The following is a 23,425-nucleotide window of genomic DNA, read 5'->3' as shown; positions in this document are numbered from 1 at the left end:
ATGCCTATCCTTATCGCCATCCTTACAACTATCTTTTGACATGGTGACCTCGTGACGAAACAATCCACGAGATCTTCCTAGCCGACCAGATCAGCCCTCAGTGCGTGGTCGCCGGATGACGCTCACGGTGAAATCGTATGTTTTGAGATCCGTGATAAGTTCTGTCGATCGGAGCAGGTCGTATGGCGACGCCATGCAGCTCATTTACAATCAACAGATGAGACGAATTCGCGGGCTTTGGAACGCTTGTAATGCGCGCTTCCGTTGATCTAGCGCAATGTCGGACCGTCCGCTTATGACAAACGTTGCGCTCAAGTTAATTCGTCAGTTTTATGTTCGTGATAACCTTGACAAATGACGGCTTCGTTTGCGTCGGGTTTCTCGTCGCAGAGTGATCTGGGGCCGCAACTCATGAAAATTCGTCAACTCCAGATGTTTCTGGCAGTCGCGGAACATCTGAACTTCCGCAAGGCCGCAGAGGAGTTCGGCCTTACCCAGGCGGCACTGAGCCTCGCAATACAGAATCTGGAGGATGAGATCGGCGTGAGCCTGCTGTTGCGCGGCCGCCAGGAGACGCGGCTCACCTACGCAGGAAATATCTTTCGCGCCGAGATCAGCGAGATGCTGGCAACGGCACAGCACGCGGCGGAGCACACCCGTCGCGCCTCTACCGGCATCCTGCAGCAACTCAAAGTTGGCTTTATTTCAACCGCGATCACCGGGCACTTCCTTCCCAAGCTCGTTGCCGAGTTTCGCCAATCTTTCCCGCAGGTCGAGCTGAGGCTGCAAAATCACATCAATACCGAGCAGCTCACCCTGGTCGAAGCCGGCGCCCTCGACGTCGGCTTCATTCGTTTGCCGCTGCTGTTTCCGCACGATGTCGAGATGCTCACGGTTCATAGCGAAGACCATGCCGTGGTTGTATCCAAGGACAATCCATTGGCACAGCAGACGATGATCCGGCCGCGCGATATCGAAGGAAATTCCTTCATCATGTATTCGCGACGCAACGCGCCGGGGTATCACGACATAATCATGCGAACGCTGAACAATAACGGAATCAATCCAGACGTCGTCCAGGAGGTCGGAGAAATGTACACCCTGGTATCATTGGTTTCGGTCGGCATCGGCATCGCCATCGCCCCGATCTCCGCGCGTAACTACAACTTGCCAGGCCTCGCTTTTCTGAGAGCGGACTGGTTACCGGCGGCCGAGATCGGCGTCATCTTGCGCAAGCACACGACACAGACTGAGACCCGTCTGTTCATCGATATGGCCCTTCGCGCCCGCGAAAGTCTGACGTGTGAGCCGGCTGACCTTCGTCATCGAACCAACGGCTAATGACGCCGTCTTTCGCACGATTCAAGGTTACAGACCTCACCCCAAGGACCTGTGTAGATGGAAATCGTTCAACTGCGGTGCTTCCTCGCCGTCGCCGAGGCGCTCCATTTCAGCCGAGCGGCCGAGCATATGCATCTGAGCCAGCCGGCTCTCAGCACGCAGATCGACAAGCTCGAGCAGGAGCTCGGTGTTCTGCTCTTCGAGCGTTCGCACCAGAAGACGACATTGACCGATGCTGGAAGGATCTACCTCAAGGAGGCCCGGGATATCCTGGACATTGGAACGCGCGCTGTCGAGCGGGCAAGGCTGGCAGCCGAGGGCAAGATCGGTCGATTGCGGATCGGGTTCATCTCGACCGCCGCAGCCTATGTGATTCCACCCCTGATCGCCGCTTTTCGCAAGGATTACCCGCGCGTTGAACTCGATCTGCGCCATCATCTGACAGCCGAGCAGCTCGGCCTGATCAGGAGTGGGATGCTCGACGTCGGCTTTTTGCGTCTTCCGCTGCTCGAGCCACGAGGATTGCACACCATCCTCATTCACAAGGAGCCATTCAAGCTGTTCCTGCCAGCGTCGCACCGGCTGGCGACGCAACCGGATCTCGAGCTGTGTCATCTCGACGGCGCAGAGTTCGTCACTTATTCAAAGCGTAACGCACCCGGATACGCCGCAGCGCAATCGCTTGTTCTGAGCGATGCCGGCATTCGCCCTGCGGCCATCCACGAAGCCAGCGACATGTATACGCTGAGCCTGCTCGTGGCAGCGGGGGTCGGCATCGCGATTGCACCAGCGTCGCTGAAAAATTATCGCCTGCCTGGCGTGATCATTCGGGATTTGCCAGGCCTGCAGCCATCCGAGGTGGCGATCGTGCATAGGGAGGGCATCGATCACCCAGCTGCGTTGGCCTTCATACGCTCGGCGCGTTCCATGACTGATTTTTTCAGCTGATGCGAGCGAAAAAGCGTCACGGCGACGCCAATCCTCGGGACCATATGCCGCGAGCCAGGTCAGAGTCGGCGTGAGCGCCCAGGCTTACTATTCTTCTTCGTCTGCGACGGCCGCGAGAGCATACGGCTTGCACAGGACTACGCGGCGCCGCCCGGAGCTGACGATGCCCCGCTCCTCCCACACGCTGACGATTCTGCTGACGGTATACAGGGTGATTCCGACCATTTCGGCGAGGTCACGGCGGGACAGTGGAAACGCGATCTCGATGCCGCGCGCCGTCCGGCGCCCCGACTGATGCGCCAGACGAAGAAGGGTATGACCAATCCGACGCTCGACCCGTTCGGTCGAGACTTCACGCAGACGAATCTGCATCTCGTGGTATCGCCGGCACAGCAGCGCGACGGCATTGATGGCAATAACGGGATAACGCTCCATGATCCGACTGAGGCTGGCACTCGTCCAGCCGATCAAATGACTGTCGTCCACAGCGGTCACGGTGCCGGGATGGGTATCGTTTCCCACAAACGCCGCGCAGCCTGCGACCTCTCCCGGACCAATATAACGGATGATAATCTGCTGACCGCCCTGGGCCATCTGCGAAGCCCGTAGCCGGCCCGCGATCACCAGAAAAAGAGACGTCGTGCGGTCGCCCTGTTGAAACAGGATGTCGCCAGCGGCAAGACGCCTTCGTCCCGCCCAAGCTTGAAGGACCCGGAGCGCGTCCGGAGGAGTCCCCTGGAGCAGTTCGGTCCGAGCGAAGAGATCGAGGTCCGGATAGTAGTCCATGCCGACGACTTTCAGGATCTACGCCGACGACGCCGAGGAAGAACTGTTTCTGCGGACAATCGGTTGCTGCCGGTGGGGTCTACAATCTCTGCCTGGATCAGAGGATCCTTGAGCACGAGCGCGGCGAGCCGAGGAAGCTCTCTCAATTCGATTCGATCAAGGAACTGATCGGCCTGACGGAGCACTCTGACTTCCTTTACGAAGTTCCGCACCACCCGCTGACGCAGGCGGCGATGGACCCGCACAAGGCGTCCTTCGACTTCTTCAAAGGCCGTGCTAGATTCCCGACCTTCCTCAAGAAGTGTCAAAACGATAGCTTCGGCTATCCGGACCCCAAGCAGATCAACTGCGTTTTGCCTTTTCGCCATTGCGCGCTTTCTGTTAGATTTCGGTCCCGCGGCACGGACGGTCCGAGCCACCAGACTCTCAATGCCCGGCCCGCCGCCCATGATGCCTGCGAAGGCGATTCGCTGCGACCTCGCCGAGCAACCAGCCTTGGCGGATCCTTTGCACCGTGCAGGCCCTCGCCTGAGAACAGACCCACGTCTGGCACGCTTATCTTTCCCTCTTTCAGGAGCGGCCTGGCCATCACCGAGTGGCTCGAAATTTCGTGCTCCTACATATCTTCCTTCACATCAACGCGCAGATTTTGTTGACGCGCATTGATGCAACGCAAAACGACTGCCCGCGATGTGTGAGAAACGACAATGTTTACTTCACAGACGGAAGTAAGAACACGAAATTCATGCAGCGACATATATCGACTCTGACGATGAATGAACGCTCACCCGATAAGCAAGAGTAATGTTCTTAGTGGCTACAACGGGGCTGCGTGTACCGAAAACCCTATCCGAGTTGCTGACGTGATAGAATCGCCTAAGCTGGCGGAATGTTCGGGCGCCTGTGTTTCGTCGTGGCGGTCTTGGCCTGTCCATTCAAGTCGAAAATCCGGCTTGTGGCTGAGAACGTAGCGCTTCGACATCAGTTGATTGTCTTGAGGCGCATCGGTCGTTGGATAAGGATGCGCCGGTCTCTCGTCCGGTTCAGCCGACCGGCAGCATCAAATCGACGGCGATCCTTGGCGGACTCCATCACCACTACGTCCGGGTTTAGGTTTTCGGTACACACAGGTCGAGCTATCGTTAAGATAGACCATCTGCACCTAGCTGCAATCGTATTCTCTGAACCTTGCTTTAAGCCAGTTGGGGCTTAGGCTGCTCCTCCTCATCATGCGCTCGCAGGAGTTCAAGTAGTCGCTTGCGCATGATCATGCCCGGCCGGTCCGATGGCATGTGCATTTCGATCTTCCGGCTCATATCCACTATAGCGTCGGGGTCGGTCGATTCGAGCATGTCGCGGTCCTCAGCGATGATCGCGGCATCCCAGTCGATCAATTCCTGGGTCGAGCAGTCGGCCTCGGTGTCGTTACGGAAGAGGATCTGAACGACCTGTATTTGGCCGTCGGAGATCGGCGTCGCGCAATTGAAGATGATATGCCGGATGCCCGATGGATACTCCATGTCGAGCCGCCTGCAGAACGGCATGAACCATTTGTTACGCTGGTGTCGCTTCGTGACCGGATCAGTCGTGCCGCTGATCCGATGGGCACTCGGCGGATTGCGAACGGTGATGACGGTCTCGGCGTCGAAGCCTTCGTCGGTCTCGACGATCTCGTATTTCTCTGGCTTGGGCTGATTGATGTTGCCGAAAGTGCCCTTGTGCACGAAAGCGAAGTGGGCGTTGTCGAAGGAGTTCTCCATCAGCCGCAGCGCAGCGGTATTCCATTTTTCGTAGAACTGGTGGATGCGGCGATAATCCGGACGACCATCCTCGGGAACTTCGGGAATGTCGCGCAACGGTTCATCCAGCGCGATCCAAACATAGCCGTATCGCGCCCGCGCCCGAAATGACTGCGCTCGCGCCTCAGGAACGGGCTGCTCGAACGGGAACTGCGGGATCATCACGAGCTTGCCGTCACGATCATACTCCCAACCATGGTAGCCGCAGACGATGTTGCCGTTTTTGCACCAGCCCTTCGACAGTTTCGCGGTGCGATGACAGCAGCGGTCTTCGAGCGCCGCCGGCTGTCCCTCTGCATCGAGGAACAGCACGATCGGTTCACCGAGCAGGGTGAATGGCTTTGGACCATCCTTGAGATGCTCGAGCGGCACGGTCGCATACCAGAAGCGGCGAAGTACCGGCTGTTTGGTGCTGAGCATGATTTCCTCCGCTATCAGGCCGCCATCCGCTCGACCACGCGGAGGGCATCGGATCTGAGTTTTGCGATATCGAGGCCTGGAATGGCGCCGTCCTCGACCACGATGCGGCCACCGACCAAAAGGTAACGCACATGCGCGCTGCCGGCGCAGGTGACCGGCGCGATCATCGGATCGTGCATGCCGAAGTGCCGCGGCTGGTTCAGATCGAAGATCGCGATGTCGGCCTGCTGTCCCGGCGCAAGCGTGCCGATCTCCGGGAAACCGAGGACGCGGGCGCCGCCGGCGGTCGCCCAGTGCACGACGTCTTCGGCCGTCACGGCATGCGCGCCCTTCACGGCGCGATGCGTGTGCCAGCAGCTATGCATCTCGCTGATCATGTCGGCCGCCTCGTTGGAGGCCGCGCCGTCGACACCGAGCGAGACCGCGCCGCCAAGCCGCGCCATGTGATCGGCCGGCGCGACACCGGAGCCGAGGCGGCAGTTGGATTGCGGGCAATGCGCCATGCCGGTCCCCGTGCTTGCGAGCATCTCGACCTCCCCGGGATCGAGATGGACGAGATGTGCAAACCAGATGTCGGGCCCCAGCCAGTCGTGGTCGGCGAGCCATTCCACCGGACGCTTGCCGTGGACCGAGAGGCAGAAGTCGACATAATCAGCGGTCTCGGAGAGGTGGCTGTGCAGCCTGAGCTTCATCCGCCGCGCCGCCGCGATCACCTCTTTCAGTTCGCCGGGGTCGAGTGACCAGGTCGGGGTGGTTGGCGCCAGCGCCACGCGCGTCATGCTGCGCGGCGATGGATCGTGGAAGCGCTGAGCGCAGGCTTCGACGGATTTCAGCATGGAGTCAAGCGTTTCCACCGGCATCGGCGGAAAGTCGTCGGCGTTCATGTGGCGCCCCTTGGTGGCACCGCCGCGGCAAAACACCAGGCGGATGCCCAGGTTGCGCGCGACCTCGAAGATCACATGCGCGGGATCGAACCTGAAGGTGTCGCTGAAGAGATAGTGGTGATCGGCGGCCGTTGTCGTTCCCGACAACAGCAGTTCGGACAGCGCGATTCTTGCGGCGACCGCCAGCGCCTCCTCGTCAAGCTTCGACCAGAGCCTGTAGGGCGCCGCGCGCAGCCAGCCCGCGAGCGGAAGGTTGATGCCGGCTATGACGCCCTTCATCACGCTCTGGAACATGTGATGATGGGTGGAGATCAGGCCTGGATAGATGACGCAACCGCGCACATCGAGCCGCTGCTCATCCGGCTGCGGCTCGAGCGCGCCGATCTCGGCAATGACGCCGTCGCGGATGCGGATGGCGCCCGTCGCGCGCATCGCGGCGCCCGGCAGGCCGGTGAAGATCCCGACGGCGTTCTCGATCAGCATCGCAGTCATGTCTCGGTCCTTATTTCGCTTTCGTGCCAGTTCGACAAAGCGAGTCTAGAGAGCACCACCATCGCGGCGAACAGCACGACGCCGGTCAGTGTGATTAGGAACAGCGCCGCGAACATGCGGGGAATATCGAGCGTGAAGCCTGCATCGAGGATTTCGTAGGCAAGCCCCGACGAGCGGCCGCCGGTGCCGGCGACGAATTCGGCGACCACAGCGCCGATCAAGGCGAGCCCGCTGGAGATTCGCAAACCGCCGAAGAAATAGGGCAAGGCCCCGGGGATTCGCAGCTTGAGCAGGGTCTTGAACCGGCTGGCGCGGTTCATCCGGAAATAATTGGCGAGCCCTGGATCGACGCTGCGCAAGCCGAGCGTGGTGTTGGAGATGATCGGGAACAGCGCCACCAGCGTGGCGCAGATCGTGAGCGAGAGCTGCGTGTTCTTGACGAGAATGATGACGAGCGGCGCGATCGCGACGACCGGCGTCACCTGCAGCAGCACCGCATAGGGGAACAGGCTGATCTCGATCGCGCGGCTTTGCACGAACATGAACGCAACCAGCGTTCCGATGATGACCGCCGCGGCAAACGCCTGCAATGTCACGCGCAACGTGACCAGCAATGCACGGAACAATGACGGTCCATTGTTGACGAAGCTTGTGAAGATGTCGCTCGGCTTCGGAAACAGATAGACGGGAACGGATGCGAGCCGGAAGCCGACCTCCCACAGCACGAACAGCGCGATCCCCACCCCAAGCGGAGCGGCGATCCGCACAAAAGCCTCGGACTGCAGCAACGGCTTCATGAGACACCTGCCGATGCGGAAGGCAGCGACGCCTCGGCGAGCCAGGTCGAAAGCTCCCGGCAATAGGCGGCGAATTTCGGGCTATCGCGAAAGCCCTCGCCACGCGGCTGCGGCTCGTCGATGGTCATGGTGCGGAAGATGCGGCCGGGATTTGCCGCCATCACGATGATGCGGGTCGACAGGAACACAGCTTCATAGATCGAGTGGGTCACGAACACCGTCGTCAGCTTGCCTTCCCACCACAGGCGGATCAGGTCGGCGTCGAGCTTGTTACGCGTGAACTCGTCCAGCGCGCCGAACGGCTCATCCATCAGCAGCAGATTTGGCTTCGTCACCAGCGCACGCGCGATCGAGACCCGCATCTTCATGCCGCCGGAGAGCTGGCGCGGGAAATGCCTGGTGAAAGCCGAAAGGCCTACCTGTTCGAGCGCTTCGGCCACCAGCGGCGCTGCCTTGGTCTTGGTAACGTTGGACAGCTCCAGCGGAAGCCGAACATTGGCCTCGACCCGCGCCCAGGGCATCAAGGTCGGCTCCTGAAAGACGAAGGCGAACCGCCTGCCCTCCTGCCCGACCTGCGAGAAATTTCCGCGCCACCACAACAGCCGGCCGTCCGATGGCTCGATCAGGTTGGCGATCAGTTTCAGCAGCGTGCTCTTGCCGCAGCCGGATGGGCCGATCAGCGTCAGGAACTCGCCGTCAGCGATCGACAGATTGATCGGCGCCAGTCCGCGCGTGCCGTTCGAGAACACTTTCTCGGCCGACAGCACTTCGACCGCCGGCGGACGTTCGCCGCCCGTCACCATCCGCTGTCCGCCTTCATCAAGCGGCTTGCCCGGCAAGAGAGCGTTCATCGGCCCACTATTGCACTCCGATCTTCAGGTCCTTAACGAAGCGATCGTCATAGGCCTTGTGCCAGTCCACCTTGGGATCGAGCAGGCCGCCCGCGACCAGGAAATCGTAGATCTGCTTGTAGCGATCCTGAGTGATCACGCCGATGCCGAGCTTTGCGGCATCACCGCCGTCGATGGCCTTGTTCTCCTTCAGCTTCTCGAGCGCGAACGCGATCTGTCCGTCGGTCATCTTCGGGTTGTCGGCCTTGATCAGCGCATTGGCCGGCGCCGGATTCTTCAGATAGTCGCGCCAGCCCTCGAGCGAGGCCTTGACGAAGCGCGCCACGACGTCGGGCTTCTCGGCAATCATCTTCTCGGTGGTGACGATCGTCGAACCATAGGGCGGATAGCCGCCGTCGGCGAGCAGGAAGAACTTCACCTTCTCGTGCTGCTGCTCGGCCTGGTAGGGCTCGGACGACGGATAGGCTTGCTGGGCCATGCTCTTGTCGGCGAAGAAAGGCTGCAGGTTGAACGTGTAAGGTCGGATCTGGTCGTCGGTGAATCCGTATTTGGCCTTGAGCCAGGGCCAGAACGTAACGCGAGAGGAACCTGCGATCAGGATCGGCTTGCCCTTGAGCGCCGCGATGTTGGCGACATCGTCATGCGTCATCAGTCCCTGGAGGTCGAATTGAAAGGACGAGGCGACTGCGACCAGCGGCAGGTTCTGCTCCCGTCCCTTCAGTACCTGGATGTCGTAGCCCATCAGGAAATCAGTCTCGCCGGCGAGCAGGAGCTGCGAGCCGTTGACCTGCGGACCACCCATCTTGATGGTCACGTCGAGGCCGGCTTTCTCGTACAGCCCGGTCGCCTTTGCTTCATAGAAGCCGCCATGTTCGGCCTGCGCGAACCAGCTCGTCAGGAACGTCACTTTGTCCGCGGCGAACGTCGATCCCATCGAGCCGAACAACGCGCCGGCGCCGACCAGGGCGATTGCGACCGTTCGCGGCAAGAACTTCATGGCCATTGCGGCTCCCCGTTATGGCCGGCGTTGCGCCCGGCCCATGATCCCAAACCGGCATTGCCACGTGACAATCCGCCCTCAATGGAGGCCAAGGATGCACAGCCGCCTGTCGCCTGAAAGCATTTTTATTCGAGCAATCCGTTGCCTTTGAAGCAACAGCGTCGATCGTCGAGTTCTAGGAGGGAGCGCAGCGTATGTGGTGGAAGTAGCGGGCAATCGGCGTTACGCTTTGCGTTCTGCTAACAGTCGTCTCCGGGGGTGACCTTGCGTCCGCTTTCTCCAGCTTCGATCAGGCCGCCCTTTGCGCGCTACAGCCACGGCATTTCCGTTGCACCAAACCATCGCCTCGTCGTCACCTCGGGCCAGCTCGGCATTGCCACCGACGAGACGATCCCGTCGCAGTGCGAGCAGCAGGCTGATCTGTGCTTTGCCAATATCGCGGCCATCCTCGCCGAGGACGGCATGACGCTCGCAAACGTCATCCGGCTCAATGCATACGTGACCGCCCGCGAGCACATGCAGGGTTATATGCGCTCACGCGACCGGCATTTTCAGGGAATCCCGCCGACTTCGACCCTGGTGATCGTGTCCGGCTTCACGCGTCCGGAATTCTTCGTCGAGATCGAGGCGATCGCCGCGGCGCCCGAGCGCAGTTAGAACCGCGCCATCTCGCGCCGTATCTTGGCGAGGAAGCGGCCGCGCCGTGCATCCGTCGCGACATTCATGTGATAGAGCGCGTAGTAACTCACCGACGCTTTCGAGCCGGTGAACCAGCGCAGGTAGCGCTTGATGATCCGGCGCGGCGGGTCAGCCATGCCGATCGCCTGCCAGCGCGGGCGGCCGTAGGTCGAGATGCCGGTGATACGGCGGATATGCATCAGCATCGGCTTGGCATGCGACGGTTCCGACAGATCGAGCGCAATGCCGGGACCGAACATGCGGTCGAACCAGCCCTTCAGCATCGCCGGCGGCCCGAAGGACCAAGTAGGGAACTGCACGACCAGCGCATCCGCGGCCATCAGGCGGTCGGCATAGGCCTGGTTGTTGGCGCGGTTGCGCGCGGGGTCGTGATAGTCGCGCCGGCGCTCCGCCGTCAGCACCGGATCGAAGCCTTCAGCGTAGAGATCGAGCAGGTCGACGGCGTGGCCCGCCTCGGCCAGCCCGGCCAGCGCCTCTTTCCGGATCGCCGCATGGAAGCTTTCGCTCAGCGGATGGCAATAGACATAGAGCACCTGCATCTCACGGCCGCTCCGGCACGAAGCTGCGCATCTTGCCGGGGTTGAGCAGGCCGTAAGGATCGACCTCGTACTTGAAGCCGAGCTGATCGGCATCGGCGCGCTTATAGCGGCTGCCGTCCTCCACCGTGAAGACATGCGGATTGGCGATATGGACGCCGCGCGCCTCGTGCAGGCTGATGATCTCGCTCAGCCTGTCCGCATTGGTGTAGCGCACGACAGGCAGCCCGCTGCAGGTGACGCGGCCGCCGAAGCGGATGAACTCCAGATGCTGCAGCACCTCGTCCGGAAACAGCTTGCGCATCTCGACCACCTTCTCCATCAGCCGGTCATGCGGATAAAGACATTGTAGATAGGTGACCGAACGGTCGGTCTTCAGGACCTGCAGCGTGGTGTGGTTCCAAGTGTATTCATAGAGCGGCACCTGGCCCGGGCTCTCGTCGGTCGGCGTCTCCAGCGTGACGGCGCCACGGCCGGCCAGCAGCGACTTGAAACTCTCGAGCGACGGTTCTGCGATCATCGCGATCAGGATGCTCTTGCCGTCGGGACAGTACGCCTTCAGCGCACCGAAATAGGACGGCAGCGGTGCGGTGATCGGCGACAGCAGCTTCTTGACGATCCCATCCGCCAGCGCGGCCTCGTAGCCGAACGCCGCAGCGTCGACGAAATCGTCGAACGCAACGACGACATCGATCCATCGCCAGGCGGGCGCGAGCGGCATCTCGAGTTCGGTGATGATGCCGGTGGTGCCGTAGGCGCGGTTGATCTTCTGCGCCGCGTCGCCACGCAACTCGATGACGCGCGGCTCTTCCTCGACCGTGACCACGCGCGCGGCGAGGATATTGCCGGGCTCGCGCAGGCCACCATGAACGACCGAGCCGATGCCGCCCGATCCGCCCGCCACGAAGCCGCCGATCGTCGCTGTGCGCTTGGTGGAGGGATGCATGCGCAGCTCCCAGCCGCGGGGCTGCAGCTCGGCATCGATCGTGTTCAGCTTCGCGCCAGCGCCGACCCGGATCACGCCGGGCTTGACCCATTTGGTACTGTCGAGCGCTAAGACGTCGAGCAGCACGCCGCCGCGCAGCGGCACCGCCTGGCCGTAATTGCCGGTGCCACCCGCGCGCACTGTGACCGGCACGCGATGACGCGCGCAGGCGGCGGCGACGCGGATGACGTCGGCTTCGTCCCGCGGCGAGGCGACGAGATCGGCCGACATGCCGTTCAACTGCTCGTTCAGCACCGGGCTGTACCAGAAGAAATCGCGCGAGCGCCGGCGCACGACCTTGGGATCGGTAACGACAGGTACGTCACCGAGATCGTCGATGAGTCGTGCGAGGGTGTCGGACGAAAGCTCGTTCATGGCATGATCTTCGCTGCTTGCTGCCCGCCTTCGCCGAGCCCCGCGACGATCGTCTGCGAGCTCAGGACGAAGCCGAAGCATTGGCGCACATTGTAGAGGGTCGCCGCGAGGCAATAGTCCGGCGATGTGGTGGCCACGCAATCTTCCAACAGCAGGCAGTCATAGCCGCGGAAGTTGGCGTCCTGTAGGGTACACAACACGCACTGGTCGGCATTGACGCCGGCAAACATCAGCGTGGTGACGCCGAGATTGCGCAGGATGCTGTCGAGTTCGGTGTCCTGGAAGCCAGACATCCGATACTTCGCAACCTGGATATCGGACGGATCGGTCTCGAGTTCATCGACAATCGCCGCCGACCAGCTTCCGCGCTCGAGCACCTTTGCGCCGGAGCCAGGCAAGGGATCACCGAGACCGACGCTGCGACCATCGGGGTTATAAACGTGCAGAAGCGCCGGGCTGAGATTAAGCCGGTCGGGCCTATTGCCCCAGTTGACCCAGATCACCGGCACATCATGGTCGCGCAGCAGTGGCAGCAGCCGGCGCAGCGGGGCGATCGGCCGGCGCGCCGAGGCGACATCCACGCCGATATGCGCCAGCCAGCCGTTCGGGTGGCAGAAGTCGTTCTGCATGTCGACCACGATCATCGCGGTGCGCGCGAGATCAATGGTGATCAGCTTGCCGTCTGCCTGCAGGGTGACCGGCTTTGGCGGCGTGGGATCGCGCACCAGGTCGGCGCGGGCCGCTGACACGCGCCAGCGATTGTGCGCGCTTGATCCGAGCGGCCAAAGCGCGTCGTCCTCGCCAGCGTGGCGTGGCGCCGAACTCATCGGCTATTGCCCTTGCAGGATGCGGATGTCCTCGGCTTCGAGCTCGACGCGCTCGCCGCCGCGGATCAGCTCGGCAAAACCCTGATTCGGCGTCATCACCGTGAGCGTGTAGAGCTTGCCGACGCCGGTGTTCTCGATCACATGCTCGGAGCCCGGATGCAGCAGCAGCGAGTCGCCCTTCTTGATCGCCACGGTCTTGCCGTCGCAATGCGCAACACCCTCCCCGTGCAGGACGTGGAAGAATTCATGCGCCCGGCTATGCTCGTTCGGCGGCGTGGCGCCGCCGACCTTGAATATCTCTATGACGAAGATGTTGTCGATCCGGTCGGTCTCCTGATCGAACAGCATTACGAAGTAATTGGTGTCCTTCGGTGAAATCCGGAAAGCTTTCGCCTGTGCAAGGTCTACGGCGCTGAATGCCATACGTTAAAGCTCCTTATGGTCATCCGCGCCGCGACCCATCGAATGCCGTATGGGTCGCGATGCGCGACAATGGATAGCGGCTGATCTCCTCGATCAGCTTGATAAGCCGCGCAGCAGAGCGCTCGACGACCAGCCGGCCAAGCTCGGCAGTAGCCTTGGTGGCGTCGCCGCAGGCGCCCTTGGGATGCAGGTCCTGCGCCTGCCACCCGAACCTGGCGCCGGCTTCCGGACCGAGCATTTCCGACTCGCGTTCGATCTCGACCGACAGCGGGACGAAGTTCTCAGCGTGATGCATCTCTACGAGTTCGGGATGCAGATGCAGCATCACACTGGTCTCGCTCTGACCGCCATGAATGCCATGCCGATTTTCCTCGGGCGGAAACAGGGCATCCAGGTCGATCAGCCGCGGCCACATCACGCTGACGGCGAACATGTCCAGCTTGACGCGCAGATCGCGGCAGACGATCTCGAGTAGCTGCGGCTGCCCGCCGTGCGAATTCACGAACAGAATCTTACGGACGCCAGCGCGATGGACGCACTCGCCCAGTTCGTACCAGACGCGCCCGAGTGTTTCGTGCGACAATGTCAGCGTGCCGGGAAATGCCAGATGCTCGTCGGACTTGCCGACCGGCATCATCGGCAACACCAGTGCCATCAAATCCGGCGGCATCAGTTCAACGGCTCGGGCCACGATGCCCGCATTGATGGCGGCATCGACCCTGACGGGCAGATGCGGCCCATGCTGCTCGACGGCGCCGACGGGCAGGATCGCGACCACCCTCTCCGCGTCGAGTTCGGCGAAATCCTTCGTGCTCAGATCCGACCACCAATGCGACTTCAGCTTCATTCTTTCATTCGGCTCCAACGGCTGGTCGTCCGGAGGCCTGCAAAAGAGCCCGGCGCAGTTTGCCTGCTATTCAGGCTTGCGATTGTGCACGCGCCACGATCACTTGAAAGCGCTTTAATTCGGCAAGTCCGTTGCCTTTTAGGCAACGCGAGTCATCTGCTCCGAAGGCGCAACAAGGTAGAAGGGAAATGCTTCACGGTCGGCTGTTGAACTATATCGACGAGGTTGCGCGGACGGGCTCGATCCGCAAGGCCGCCAATCATCTGAACGTCGCGGCTTCCGCCATCAGCCGCCAGATCCTGGCGCTGGAAAGCCAATTGGGCACGCCAATTTTTCAACGGCTCCCAAAGAAGCTGGTCCTGACCGCTGCAGGAGAAGTTCTGATCGGCCACGTCAGGCAAACCCTGAAAGAACTGACGCGCGCGCAAACCAAGATCGAGGAACTCAAGGGGCTGCGGCGCGGCGAGATCACCATGGCGATGATGAGCGGGCTCGCGTCGAACCTGGTCCCTGGAACGGTAAAGGCGTTCCGGATCGCCAATCCAAGGGTCAAGCTCAACCTGATGCTGTTCAACACGGGCGAGGAGATTCAGTTCGCTGTCGCCAACGGCGAAGCCGATCTCGGCATCGGATTCGACTTTAGCAAGGACGGCAATCTGAAAGTCCTGGCGCGCGCCGGCGCCAAGCTCGGTGCCGTCATGGCACCGAACCATCCGCTTGCGAAGCGAACCGGTATCCGGCTGAGCGACTGCATCGACTATCCACTCGTCGTTGCCGACGACACGAGCGCGATCAGGCCTTACTTGAACACCGCGTTTACGCGCGTCTCACTGGATCTGCAGCCGATCATCGAGACCAATGCCATCGAGATCATGAGGCACTCCGCGATGGTCGACAACGGGATCACCTTTCTCACGCCGTTCGATATCGAGTTTGAGCGGCGGGCGGGGCGCCTCGTCTACCTGCCGGTCCGCGAACTCTCGCACGAGTCCCAGACTTTGATGCTGATCGGTCACGAACGGGGAAGCAGCGCGATCGCAAGCGTGCTGGCGGAATTGCTCAAGACGATGATGCACGAGGCGAGCGGATGAAGGCTGTCTACGCCGGCCCATCGAGGACGAATTGGTCCTATCGGCCGCCCTACAGCGCAAAGTGCAGGTGGTCTTGCCGCGAGACACCCGCACTTCGTTCGCTGACTTGTCGCCCGCCCGACGGTTAAGCCCTATTTTGGAACGGTACCCTCGACCCCTTCAACGTACCAATTGAGCGAGCTGAAAGTGGCCTCGGACATCTTGCCGCCGGCGGGAACCATTTCCTTGCCGGTGTTGTCCTTGATCGGTCCGGCAAATGGATTAAGCGTGCCCGCGATGATCGCCGCCTTCTTTTCCTCAAACACCTTCACAACTTCTGGCGGGATATCGGGATTGAGCGGAGCCATCACCACCAATCCTTCCTTGAGACCCCAACGGATGCGCCGATTACCGGTCCAGGTGCCATCGAGCACCTTCTTGGTTTCGTCGATGTAATAACCGCTCCAGTCCTCCGTCGAACCAGAGAGCTGGGCTTTCTTGCCGAAGCTCGACATATCGGCATCGATGCTGAACGCATAGGTGCCCTTCTCCTGCGCTGCCTGGATCGAGGCCGGCGAGTCCGTGTTCTGAGCGACGTTGTCCGCACCCTGCGCAATCAACGTGTCTGCCGCCTGGCGCTCCTTGCCGGGATCATACCAGGTGTTGACCCAGATCGGCTTTACCTTGATCTTCGGATTCACGGCTTGAGCACCAAGGGCCATCGCGTTGATATTGCGCATGACGCTCGGGATCGGGAACGAACCGATGAAGCCAAGCGTGTTCGTCTTCGTCATAAGCCCGGCGATCGTGCCGATCAGGTAGAAGCCTTCCTCGAAGCGCGGCTCGTAGACCGTGATATTGGCCGCCGTCTTGAAGCCGTTGACGTGCTCGAACTTGACGTCCGGGAACAGCTTGGCGACCTTCTGAAGCGGCTCCATGTAGCCGAACGAAGTCGCAAAGATCAGCTTGTTGCCGTCGGCTGCGAGCTGACGGAAGACGCGTTCGGAGTCCGCGGTTTCCGGGACGTTTTCCACGAAGGTGGTCTTGATCGCAGAGCCCATCGCCTTCTCAAGCGCCAGCCGGGCCAGATCGTGTTGCTGCGTCCAGCCTCCGTCGCTACGCGGTCCCAAATAGACGAAAGCGACCTTCAGCGGCTCGGCAGCCGGAGCCGCAACGGGTGCGGCCATCGCCAAACCCACGGCCGTGGCCATGGACCACATTTTCAAGAACGTTCTTCGTTGCATAACGCCTACCTTTGTCTGGAGCTTGAATTGCTGAAGCCGCACCGCGAGGCCCCTGATCACGCGGCCGAATGGAAACTCCGGCCAAGGGAAGCCGGTTGGTTCAACAAGATGGTCTTGGGATCGCGGCAGATGATCACCAGCACGATGATCGTCGCCGCGTAAGGCAGCATCGACAGGAACTCGGTCGGGATCGGCAGACCGAAGCCCTGCGCGAACAGTTGGAATTGCGTGACACCACCAAAGAGATACGCACCGACAACGATGCGTGTCGGCTTCCACGTGCCGAAAACCACGAGCGCAAGCGCGATCCAGCCCTTGCCGGCGGACATGCCCTCGACCCACATCGGGGTCTGGACCAGCGACAGATACGCACCCGCGATGCCAGCCATCGCCCCGCCGAACATCACAGCCAGGTAGCGCGTCTTCAGGACGGACTTGCCGATCGAATGCGCGACGCTCGGCGACTCGCCGATCGCCCGCAGCGTCAGGCCGGTGCGCGACTTCGTCAGAAACCACTGCACACCGACGAACAGTGCAATGGAGAGATAGACCATGATGTCGTAGTGAAACAGGAGATCGCCCACCACGGGAATGGCGGTCAGCCCGGGAATGGTGATCGGCGTCAGCCGGTTCACCGGCAGGCCGGCGTAGTTGTAGCCAACGAAGGCCGACAGGCCGATGCCGAACAAGGTGAGCGCGAGGCCGGTGGCGACCTGATTGGTCTGCAGGTTGAGCGTGAGAAAGCCGAAAAGCAGGGACAACGCGACAGCGGCGCAGGCCGCAGCGACGAAACCAAGCGCAGCGCTGCCGGTCGCATATGTCGTGGCGAAGCCGGTCACCGCACCGATCAGCATCATGCCCTCGATGCCGAGATTGAGGACGCCGGACCGTTCGACGACGGTTTCGCCAAGAGCCGCGTAGATCAGCGGCGTGGCCGCGACCACGGTGCTGGCGATCATCGGGACAATGGGATTCATGCGGCGGTCTCCGCCTGTACCGGTGGTTTCAAGGTATTGGCCTCGACCGGCGCAACGCGTTTCAGCCGGAACGTGATGAACAGATCGGCGGCCAGGAGGTAGAACAGCAACAAGCCTTGGAAGAGACCAGTGATCGCGGACGGCAAGCCCATTCCCATCTGTGCCGCCTCGCCGCCGAGATAAAGCAGCGACATCAACAGCGCGCCGAACACGACGCCGATCGGATGCAGCCGGCCGATCCAGGCCACGATGATGGCGGCGAAGCCATAGCCGGGCGATATCTGCTGTTGCAGCCGGCCGATGGGACCGGCGACTTCGCACACGCCGGCGAGCCCGGCGGTGGCGCCACAGATCATCAGCGCAATCCAGATGTTGCGCTTTTCCGAGAAGCCGGCATAGGCCGCCGCGGCAGGAGCCAGCCCCGCGACCTGCATCCGGAAGCCGGCAAAGGTCTTCTGCGAGAATATCCAGGCCACCAGTGCCAGCCCGAGCGCATAGACAATGCCCCAGGTCACCCGTGTTCCGCTGATGAGGATCGACATCGTCTCGGCATCGCCGAAGCCTTGCGACTGCGGATAGTTCAGCCCCTGCGGATCGCGCCATGGCCCGTGCACGAGCCACGACAGCACCAACTGGGAAATGTAGACCAGCATCAACGTGACGAGAATTTCGTTGGTGTTGAACCGGGTTCGAAGAAAGGCGGGAATCGCGGCCCAGGCCATCCCGCCGAGCACTCCGGCCAGTAGCATCAATGGCATCGCAAACGCAGATTCGCTGTCGCCGAACCAGAGTGCGACGCCGCCGCCGGCGATCGCTCCCATGGTGAGCTGTCCTTCGGCGCCGATGTTCCAAACATTGGCTCTGAAGCCCAAGGCGAGACCCAATCCGCAGAGCAGCAAGGGCGTCGTTTTCAGGAGCAATTCCCCGATGCCGTAGGTGGTCGACACCGGCTTGACGAAGAACAGATAGAACGCCTCCACCGGATCCTTGCCTAAGACCTTGAACAGCACGAATCCGGTTACGAGCATACCGACCGCCGCCAGCAGCGGCGAAGCGACGCTCATGATGGACGACGGCGTCGCGCGCCGCTCAAGCTTGAGCATCGGCCGTCTCCAGATGCGCGTTTGCGGAAGCTCCTTGGCTCTCCGCCCGATCGCCGAACTTGCCGCTCATCCATGTCCCGATCTGCTCGATCGATGTCTCCGCGGGCTTGACCGGCGGCGAAAGACGTCCATCGGCGATCACCGCGAGGCGATCGCTGATGGCGAAGAGTTCATCCAGTTCCTCTGAAATCACCAGAATCGCGACGCCCTGATCGCGCAGATCGATCAGGGCCTGCCTGATCAATTGCGCCGCGCCGACATCCACGCCCCAGGTCGGTTGCGCCACGATCATCATCTTGGGCTGCAGCATCGTCTCCCTGCCGACGATGAATTTCTGAAGATTGCCGCCGGACAGGCTAGAGGCGACCGATTGGTCGCCGCCGCATTTGACCTTGAATCGCTCGATCACGTTCTTTGAAAAGGCCTCCATGACCGACGGATGGATGATGCCCCTCTGCACCATGCCCTTTCGCGCTCCGGTCAGAAGCGCGTTCTGGGCCAGGCTCATCGGCGGCACCGCGCCGCGTCCAAGCCGCTCCTCCGGAACGAAGGTCAGGCCAAGCGCGCGCCGCTGCGCCGGATTGAGATTGCCGGCCGGCTGCCCCAACAGCTCGATCATGGAAGCCGGGCTCAAGCGCTCGCCCGAGAGCGCCGTCATCAATTCCTTCTGGCCGTTGCCGGAGACGCCGGCGATACCGAGGATCTCACCGCTGCGCACCGTCAGGTCGATCTCCTTGAGCGACGTCCCGAAAGGATCAGGCGAAGCCAGCGACAGACGCTCGACCTTCAGTCTTTCTTCTTTGGCTTCGCGCGGCGTGAGGCGGCATTCCGCCAGTTCGCCGCCAATCATCATCCGCGCCAGGCCTTCATTGGTCTCATTGCGCGGAATAGCCGTGCCGCTGACCCGTCCGCCGCGCAGCACAGTTGCGGTATCACAGAGCGCGCGGATTTCATCGAGCTTGTGGCTGATGTAGAGGATGCTGCATCCTTCCGCCGCCAGCCGGCGTAGCGTCTTGAACAGGGTAAGGACGGCCTGCGGTGTCAGCACTGACGTCGGCTCGTCCATAATCAGGAGCTTCGGCTCCTGAAGCAGGCAGCGAACGATCTCAACCCGTTGTCTTTCGCCCACCGACATGCTGTGAACCAGCCGATAGGGGTCGACGGGCAGTCCGTACTTCTCCGATACTTCTGTTATCCGTGGCGCCAGCTTCGCGGTCGGAACAGGCTCATCCAGCGCGAGTGCGATGTTCTCCCAGACCGTCAGCGTCTCGAACAGCGAGAAATGCTGGAACACCATGCCGATGCCCATCCGCCGCGCCTGTGCCGGCGCGGCGATGGTTTCATACTGATCGTTCCACATGATGGTGCCGGCGTCCGGCTTGGTGACGCCGTAGATCATCTTCATGAGCGTGCTTTTGCCGGCACCGTTCTCGCCCAGCACGGCGTGGATCTCGCCGGGACGGATGCTCAGCGAGACATCGTCGTTGGCGACGACACTGGGATAGCGCTTGGAGATACCAGTCAGCACCAGACGCGGCTTCAGATTGGCAAATCCAGACTGGTCCATGTCTCCGATGAGCCTCGATCCCGTAAAAGCACGGATCTCGCCGCGCTCATGGTGAACACAAGCAAGCTGCGCGCCAAGTCGCTGCAAGGGGAGGTCCGGGGCACGGCGGAATCGACAACCGACAGGCGCCTCGCTCACCCACCGCCGCCGCGAGGTTGACGGCTGGCACCGCATTTCGCTGAGCGATGTCGCGGCGGTGCCTTACCGCGGAATGAGCTTGATAGTGTCTGGCATCCGTCTTGCTCTCCGACCGATCGGATTTGCGGAGGTCGAGAATGCCCTATGTCAAAACGCGTGATGGTGCCCGCCGAGCTGTTTCTTGCAGCGGAATCAAACCGCTCACTCGCGCACAAGAAGCCGGTTTAGCGGCGCTCATCCGATGAAGACCTGGATTCGCGATCCGATTGCCATGCTGGCGGATGGCGGCAAGCGCGGGCTTGTCATTGAGGACGGAAAGATCATCGAACTGGTCGGATCGGACGGCCCGACAACGCCATGCGATGAGATATTCGATGCACGCCGGCACGTGATCATTCCCGGCCTCGTCAATGCGCACCACCACTTCTTCCAGACACTGACGCGCGCCCACCCTCAGGCGATCAACAAGCCGCTGTTCCCCTGGCTCAAGCAGCTCTACCCGATCTGGGGCTCCCATCTCGACCGCGACCGCTTCCGGCTCGCGGTCCGTGTGGCGCTGACCGAACTGTTGATGTCCGGCTGCACCACGGCCTCCGACCATCTGTTCGTTTTTCCGCAAGACATGGCTGACGCCGTCGATATCGAAGCGGAGGAAGCCTCTCGGCTTGGAATGCGGATGACGCTGACGCGCGGCGCCATCAATCTCGGCTTTGCGAACGGAGGCATCGCCGACGAACGATTGATGCAGGATCACGATACGGCGATCGCCGATTGCGAACGGGTGCTGGCGAAGTATCACGATCCTCGCGAAGGCTCGCTGCTGCGCGTTGCATTGGCGCCGTGCGCGCCGTTCAACGTCACGCGCCAGATGATGATCGACACGGCAACACTTGCTTCGAAGCATCACTGCCTGCTCCATACTCATCTCGGCGAAACGCATGATGAGGATGATTACTGCCTTCACCATTATGGCTGCCGTCCGCTCGACTATCTCGAACAGGTCGGCTGGATGAACGAACGCGTCTGGCTCGCACACGGCATCCACTTCAATGACGCCGAAATCTCGCGGCTGGGCGCGCACGCCATGGGCATCTGTCACTGCCCGACCTCGAACATGGTGCTATCGTCGGGCATCTGCCGGACCAGGGATCTGGAAGCTGCGGGCGCGACCATCGGCCTCGGTGTGGACGGCTCTGCCTCGAACGACAGTTCGAACCTGATGGAGTCGGTGCGCCACGCATTCCTGCTTGGACGGCTCGCGTACGACGCATCCGCAGTCACCCACCTCGATGCGTTCAGGTGGGCGACGGAAGGCTCCGCCCGATGCCTTGGACGCAGTGATATCGGCAAGATCGAAGTTGGCCGTCAGGCCGACCTTGCCTGCTTCACGCTGGAAGAATTGCGATTTTCAGGAGCCGGAGACCCGATCGCGGCTCTGGTTCTCTGCGGCGCGCATCGAGCGGACCGCGTCATGATCAAGGGCAAATGGCGCGTCACGGATGGCGCACCGGTCGGGATCGATGTCGCTCAGCTCAGATACGAACATGGCAGGGCTGCGGCGGCGTTTCTCGCCAGCATCTAGCTGCCGAGTAGCGACGCATGAAGGAGCTGGCCGCATGCAACTGCACACAATTTTCGCGTCTCCATGCTCAATTCCTGACCACACCATTCGATAGCGGGCGAAAAACTCTGGAATAGCCGGCGATCGCACTGCCCAACGGTTCAGCTTGACCACCGATCTTCGCGAACACTAGTGTCAATGACGCTTCCGGCTGCAATGGGTAAATGCCTGGCGTCGGATTCCAGCACAATTTTGCGGAGTCCTTGCATGGCCAAAGACGGAAACGCCTATCTTTCAAGTTTGCGCGACGATCGCTCGATCTACATCGACGGGCGAAAGGTCGCGGATATCACGACCGACCCCAGCTTTCGCAACGTCATCGAGACCGTCGCCGGCCTGTACGATTTCCAGGCCGCGCCGGAAAACCTTGATCTGATGACGTTCCAGTCACCGACCAGCGGCGAGCGGGTCAATCTGGCGTGGCAGCTTCCGAAGACCTATGGCGACCTCGTGAGGCGGCGACAGGCCATCGAGACATGGTCGACACTGTCATGCGGCATGATCGGCCGATCGCCCGACCATGTGGCGTCCACGCTCGCCGGCTTCCGGATGGGACTTGCAGCCTTCCGCGACCATCACCCCGCCCGCGCGGCCGCACTGGAATCCTATTTCCAGTACGCCCGGGACAACGATCTCTTCCTGTCCTACGTCATCATCAATCCGCAATCGGACAAAGGCAAACCAGCGGGCGAGCAGCCGGATCCACATCTGGTGGCTTCCGTTGTCGACGAGGACAGCGGCGGCATCACCATCCGTGGCGCCAAGATGCTGGCGACCAGCGGCGTGATGGCGAACGAGCTTCTGATCTCGGGTTTTCAAGCGTTGCAGGCGGGCGACGAAGCCTACGCTTTCACGGCTGTCGTGCCATTGGGCGTCAGGGGATTGACGCTGATGTCCCGCCGCAGCTACGAGCAGAATGCCACTTCGACGTTCGACTATCCGCTCTCTTCCAGGTTCGACGAGAACGATGCCGTCGTCCACTTCGACGACGTCAAGATACCCTGGGACCGCGTCTTCGTGTTCAAGGACCTGAAGATGGCCCAGGCCCAGTGGCACGACACCCGTGCACATGTCTTCCAGAACTATCAATGCATGGTCCGCTTGATGGTGAAGTTGAGATTCCTGCTGGGAGTGGCGCGCAAGATCGCCGAGACCAACAACATCATCAACTTTCCGCAGGTGCGCGAGGCTTTGGGTCTGATGGCTGCGAAGGTGAGCAACATCGAAGCGCTCGTGATCGCGATGGAGATGAAGGGCGAGATTTTCGGCGAGTTCTACGTGCCGGACCGATCCCTGCTCTGCACGGCCCAGGTCATCGCGCAGAACACCTATCCGGAGATCGTGGAAGCGATCCGTTCGCTCTCGGGCGGCGGCATGATCATGGTGCCCTCTTCCTATGCCGATTTCGCAACCCCTGAAACCAATGCCATCATTCACAAGACGCAGCGTTCGCCGATCACGACGTCGGAGCAGCGCGTCAAGCTGATGAAGCTTGCCTGGGATGCGGTCGGTTCCGAATTCGGCTCACGCCATCTGCAATATGAAATGTTCTATTCCGGCGCACCGTTCGTGACGCGCGGAAACAGCTTCCGGTTTTTCGACTGGGATAGTGTCAAGGGCTCCGTCGACCGGTTCATGAGTTCCTATGATCTGCCGAAAGGCGATCTGAAACTTTCGGATGCCGCAGAGTAGCCG

The 23,425-nt window shown here is 61.3% G+C and carries 23 protein-coding genes; 7 read left to right on the top strand and 16 right to left on the bottom strand.

What is annotated here, in order from left to right; all coding sequences use genetic code 11:
• Positions 1-354 precede the first annotated feature (354 nt).
• A complete protein-coding gene (locus tag ACZYOF_RS23295; RefSeq protein WP_130577877.1) occupies positions 355-1,341 on the top strand; it encodes a LysR family transcriptional regulator in 987 nt (328 codons plus the stop codon).
• A 36-nt stretch (positions 1,342-1,377) separates the two neighbouring features.
• Here ACZYOF_RS23295 and ACZYOF_RS23290 read toward each other — a convergent pair whose 3' ends face one another.
• Positions 1,378-1,554, bottom strand: coding sequence for a hypothetical protein (locus ACZYOF_RS23290; RefSeq protein ID WP_463717246.1), 177 nt, complete (start codon positions 1,552-1,554; stop codon positions 1,378-1,380).
• On the opposite strand from ACZYOF_RS23290, the gene ACZYOF_RS23285 reads away from it, so the two are divergent.
• Positions 1,471-2,289 (top strand): LysR substrate-binding domain-containing protein, encoded by an 819-nt coding sequence (locus tag ACZYOF_RS23285; RefSeq protein ID WP_463717245.1) that lies wholly within the window; start codon positions 1,471-1,473, stop codon positions 2,287-2,289. The two genes, ACZYOF_RS23290 and ACZYOF_RS23285, sit on opposite strands and share 84 nt — an antisense overlap.
• An 87-nt stretch (positions 2,290-2,376) precedes the next feature.
• Here ACZYOF_RS23285 and ACZYOF_RS23280 read toward each other — a convergent pair whose 3' ends face one another.
• Complete coding sequence (locus ACZYOF_RS23280; RefSeq protein ID WP_463717243.1) at positions 2,377-3,075, bottom strand: Crp/Fnr family transcriptional regulator; 699 nt, start codon at positions 3,073-3,075, stop codon at positions 2,377-2,379.
• On the opposite strand from ACZYOF_RS23280, the gene ACZYOF_RS23275 reads away from it, so the two are divergent.
• Positions 3,074-3,187 (top strand): helix-turn-helix domain-containing protein, encoded by a 114-nt coding sequence (locus ACZYOF_RS23275; RefSeq protein WP_130577874.1) that lies wholly within the window; start codon positions 3,074-3,076, stop codon positions 3,185-3,187. The two genes, ACZYOF_RS23280 and ACZYOF_RS23275, sit on opposite strands and share 2 nt — an antisense overlap.
• Positions 3,188-4,268: 1,081 nt before the next feature.
• Here ACZYOF_RS23275 and ACZYOF_RS23270 read toward each other — a convergent pair.
• Genes ACZYOF_RS23270 through ACZYOF_RS23250 form a run of 5 tightly spaced genes read right to left on the bottom strand, consistent with a single transcriptional unit; the run spans position 4,269 to position 9,321 of the window.
• Positions 4,269-5,294 (bottom strand): aromatic ring-hydroxylating dioxygenase subunit alpha, encoded by a 1,026-nt coding sequence (locus ACZYOF_RS23270; RefSeq protein WP_130577872.1) that lies wholly within the window; start codon positions 5,292-5,294, stop codon positions 4,269-4,271.
• Between the two features lie 14 nt (positions 5,295-5,308).
• A complete protein-coding gene (locus ACZYOF_RS23265; protein ID WP_463717242.1) occupies positions 5,309-6,670 on the bottom strand; it encodes an amidohydrolase family protein in 1,362 nt (453 codons plus the stop codon).
• Positions 6,667-7,467, bottom strand: a complete 801-nt coding sequence (locus tag ACZYOF_RS23260) for an ABC transporter permease (RefSeq protein ID WP_463717241.1) — start codon at positions 7,465-7,467, stop codon at positions 6,667-6,669. Before ACZYOF_RS23260 ends, ACZYOF_RS23265 begins: the two co-directional genes overlap by 4 nt.
• The gene (locus tag ACZYOF_RS23255) at positions 7,464-8,270 is read right to left on the bottom strand and encodes an ABC transporter ATP-binding protein (protein WP_463717244.1); all 807 of its coding nucleotides are present in this window, start codon (positions 8,268-8,270) and stop codon (positions 7,464-7,466) included. Before ACZYOF_RS23255 ends, ACZYOF_RS23260 begins: the two co-directional genes overlap by 4 nt.
• Positions 8,271-8,325: 55 nt before the next feature.
• On the bottom strand, positions 8,326-9,321 hold the full coding sequence (locus ACZYOF_RS23250) for an ABC transporter substrate-binding protein (protein ID WP_463717240.1): 996 nt from the start codon (positions 9,319-9,321) through the stop codon (positions 8,326-8,328).
• 255 nt (positions 9,322-9,576) lie between these two features.
• On the opposite strand from ACZYOF_RS23250, the gene ACZYOF_RS23245 reads away from it, so the two are divergent.
• On the top strand, positions 9,577-9,975 hold the full coding sequence (locus ACZYOF_RS23245; RefSeq protein ID WP_463717239.1) for a RidA family protein: 399 nt from the start codon (positions 9,577-9,579) through the stop codon (positions 9,973-9,975).
• On the opposite strand, the gene ACZYOF_RS23240 is transcribed toward ACZYOF_RS23245, so the two are convergent.
• From ACZYOF_RS23240 to ACZYOF_RS23220, 5 genes are read right to left on the bottom strand one after another with little or no spacing between them, the layout of a single operon-like run.
• Positions 9,972-10,556 carry an NAD(P)H-dependent oxidoreductase gene (locus ACZYOF_RS23240; protein ID WP_463717238.1) on the bottom strand — a complete coding sequence of 195 codons (585 nt, stop codon included), beginning with the start codon at positions 10,554-10,556 and terminating at the stop codon, positions 9,972-9,974. The genes ACZYOF_RS23245 and ACZYOF_RS23240 overlap by 4 nt on opposite strands.
• Before the next feature lies 1 nt (position 10,557).
• Positions 10,558-11,913 carry an FAD-binding oxidoreductase gene (locus ACZYOF_RS23235; protein WP_463717237.1) on the bottom strand — a complete coding sequence of 452 codons (1,356 nt, stop codon included), beginning with the start codon at positions 11,911-11,913 and terminating at the stop codon, positions 10,558-10,560.
• Positions 11,910-12,740, bottom strand: coding sequence for a cysteine hydrolase family protein (locus ACZYOF_RS23230; RefSeq protein WP_463717236.1), 831 nt, complete (start codon positions 12,738-12,740; stop codon positions 11,910-11,912). The genes ACZYOF_RS23235 and ACZYOF_RS23230 overlap by 4 nt, the downstream gene beginning before the upstream one ends.
• A 3-nt stretch (positions 12,741-12,743) precedes the next feature.
• A complete protein-coding gene (locus tag ACZYOF_RS23225; RefSeq protein ID WP_463717235.1) occupies positions 12,744-13,163 on the bottom strand; it encodes a cupin domain-containing protein in 420 nt (139 codons plus the stop codon).
• A gap of 19 nt (positions 13,164-13,182) precedes the next feature.
• Complete coding sequence (locus tag ACZYOF_RS23220) at positions 13,183-14,010, bottom strand: creatininase family protein (RefSeq protein ID WP_463717234.1); 828 nt, start codon at positions 14,008-14,010, stop codon at positions 13,183-13,185.
• Between the two features lie 188 nt (positions 14,011-14,198).
• Here ACZYOF_RS23220 and ACZYOF_RS23215 point away from each other — a divergent pair, with 188 nt between their 5' ends.
• Positions 14,199-15,101: a LysR family transcriptional regulator gene (locus ACZYOF_RS23215; protein ID WP_463717233.1), complete on the top strand. Its 903-nt coding sequence runs from the start codon at positions 14,199-14,201 to the stop codon at positions 15,099-15,101.
• 131 nt (positions 15,102-15,232) lie between these two features.
• On the opposite strand, the gene ACZYOF_RS23210 is transcribed toward ACZYOF_RS23215, so the two are convergent.
• The 4 genes from ACZYOF_RS23210 to ACZYOF_RS23195 all read right to left on the bottom strand — a co-directional run bounded on the left by ACZYOF_RS23210 (position 15,233) and on the right by ACZYOF_RS23195 (position 19,971).
• Positions 15,233-16,300, bottom strand: coding sequence for a BMP family ABC transporter substrate-binding protein (locus ACZYOF_RS23210; RefSeq protein WP_207234420.1), 1,068 nt, complete (start codon positions 16,298-16,300; stop codon positions 15,233-15,235).
• Between the two features lie 80 nt (positions 16,301-16,380).
• The gene (locus ACZYOF_RS23205) at positions 16,381-17,301 is read right to left on the bottom strand and encodes an ABC transporter permease (protein ID WP_463717232.1); all 921 of its coding nucleotides are present in this window, start codon (positions 17,299-17,301) and stop codon (positions 16,381-16,383) included.
• The gene (locus ACZYOF_RS23200; RefSeq protein ID WP_130577860.1) at positions 17,298-18,404 is read right to left on the bottom strand and encodes an ABC transporter permease; all 1,107 of its coding nucleotides are present in this window, start codon (positions 18,402-18,404) and stop codon (positions 17,298-17,300) included. Before ACZYOF_RS23200 ends, ACZYOF_RS23205 begins: the two co-directional genes overlap by 4 nt.
• Positions 18,391-19,971 (bottom strand): ABC transporter ATP-binding protein, encoded by a 1,581-nt coding sequence (locus ACZYOF_RS23195; RefSeq protein ID WP_463717231.1) that lies wholly within the window; start codon positions 19,969-19,971, stop codon positions 18,391-18,393. The genes ACZYOF_RS23200 and ACZYOF_RS23195 overlap by 14 nt, the downstream gene beginning before the upstream one ends.
• 379 nt (positions 19,972-20,350) lie before the next feature.
• On the opposite strand from ACZYOF_RS23195, the gene ACZYOF_RS23190 reads away from it, so the two are divergent.
• Positions 20,351-21,691 (top strand): 8-oxoguanine deaminase, encoded by a 1,341-nt coding sequence (locus tag ACZYOF_RS23190; protein WP_463699594.1) that lies wholly within the window; start codon positions 20,351-20,353, stop codon positions 21,689-21,691.
• 246 nt (positions 21,692-21,937) lie between these two features.
• Complete coding sequence (locus tag ACZYOF_RS23185; protein ID WP_463717230.1) at positions 21,938-23,422, top strand: 4-hydroxyphenylacetate 3-hydroxylase family protein; 1,485 nt, start codon at positions 21,938-21,940, stop codon at positions 23,420-23,422.
• The last annotated feature ends 3 nt before the right edge of the window (positions 23,423-23,425 follow it).

The organism is Bradyrhizobium sp. LeoA1Lang (genome assembly GCF_055413685.1).
This window is presented reverse-complemented; position numbering and strand designations above follow the sequence as displayed.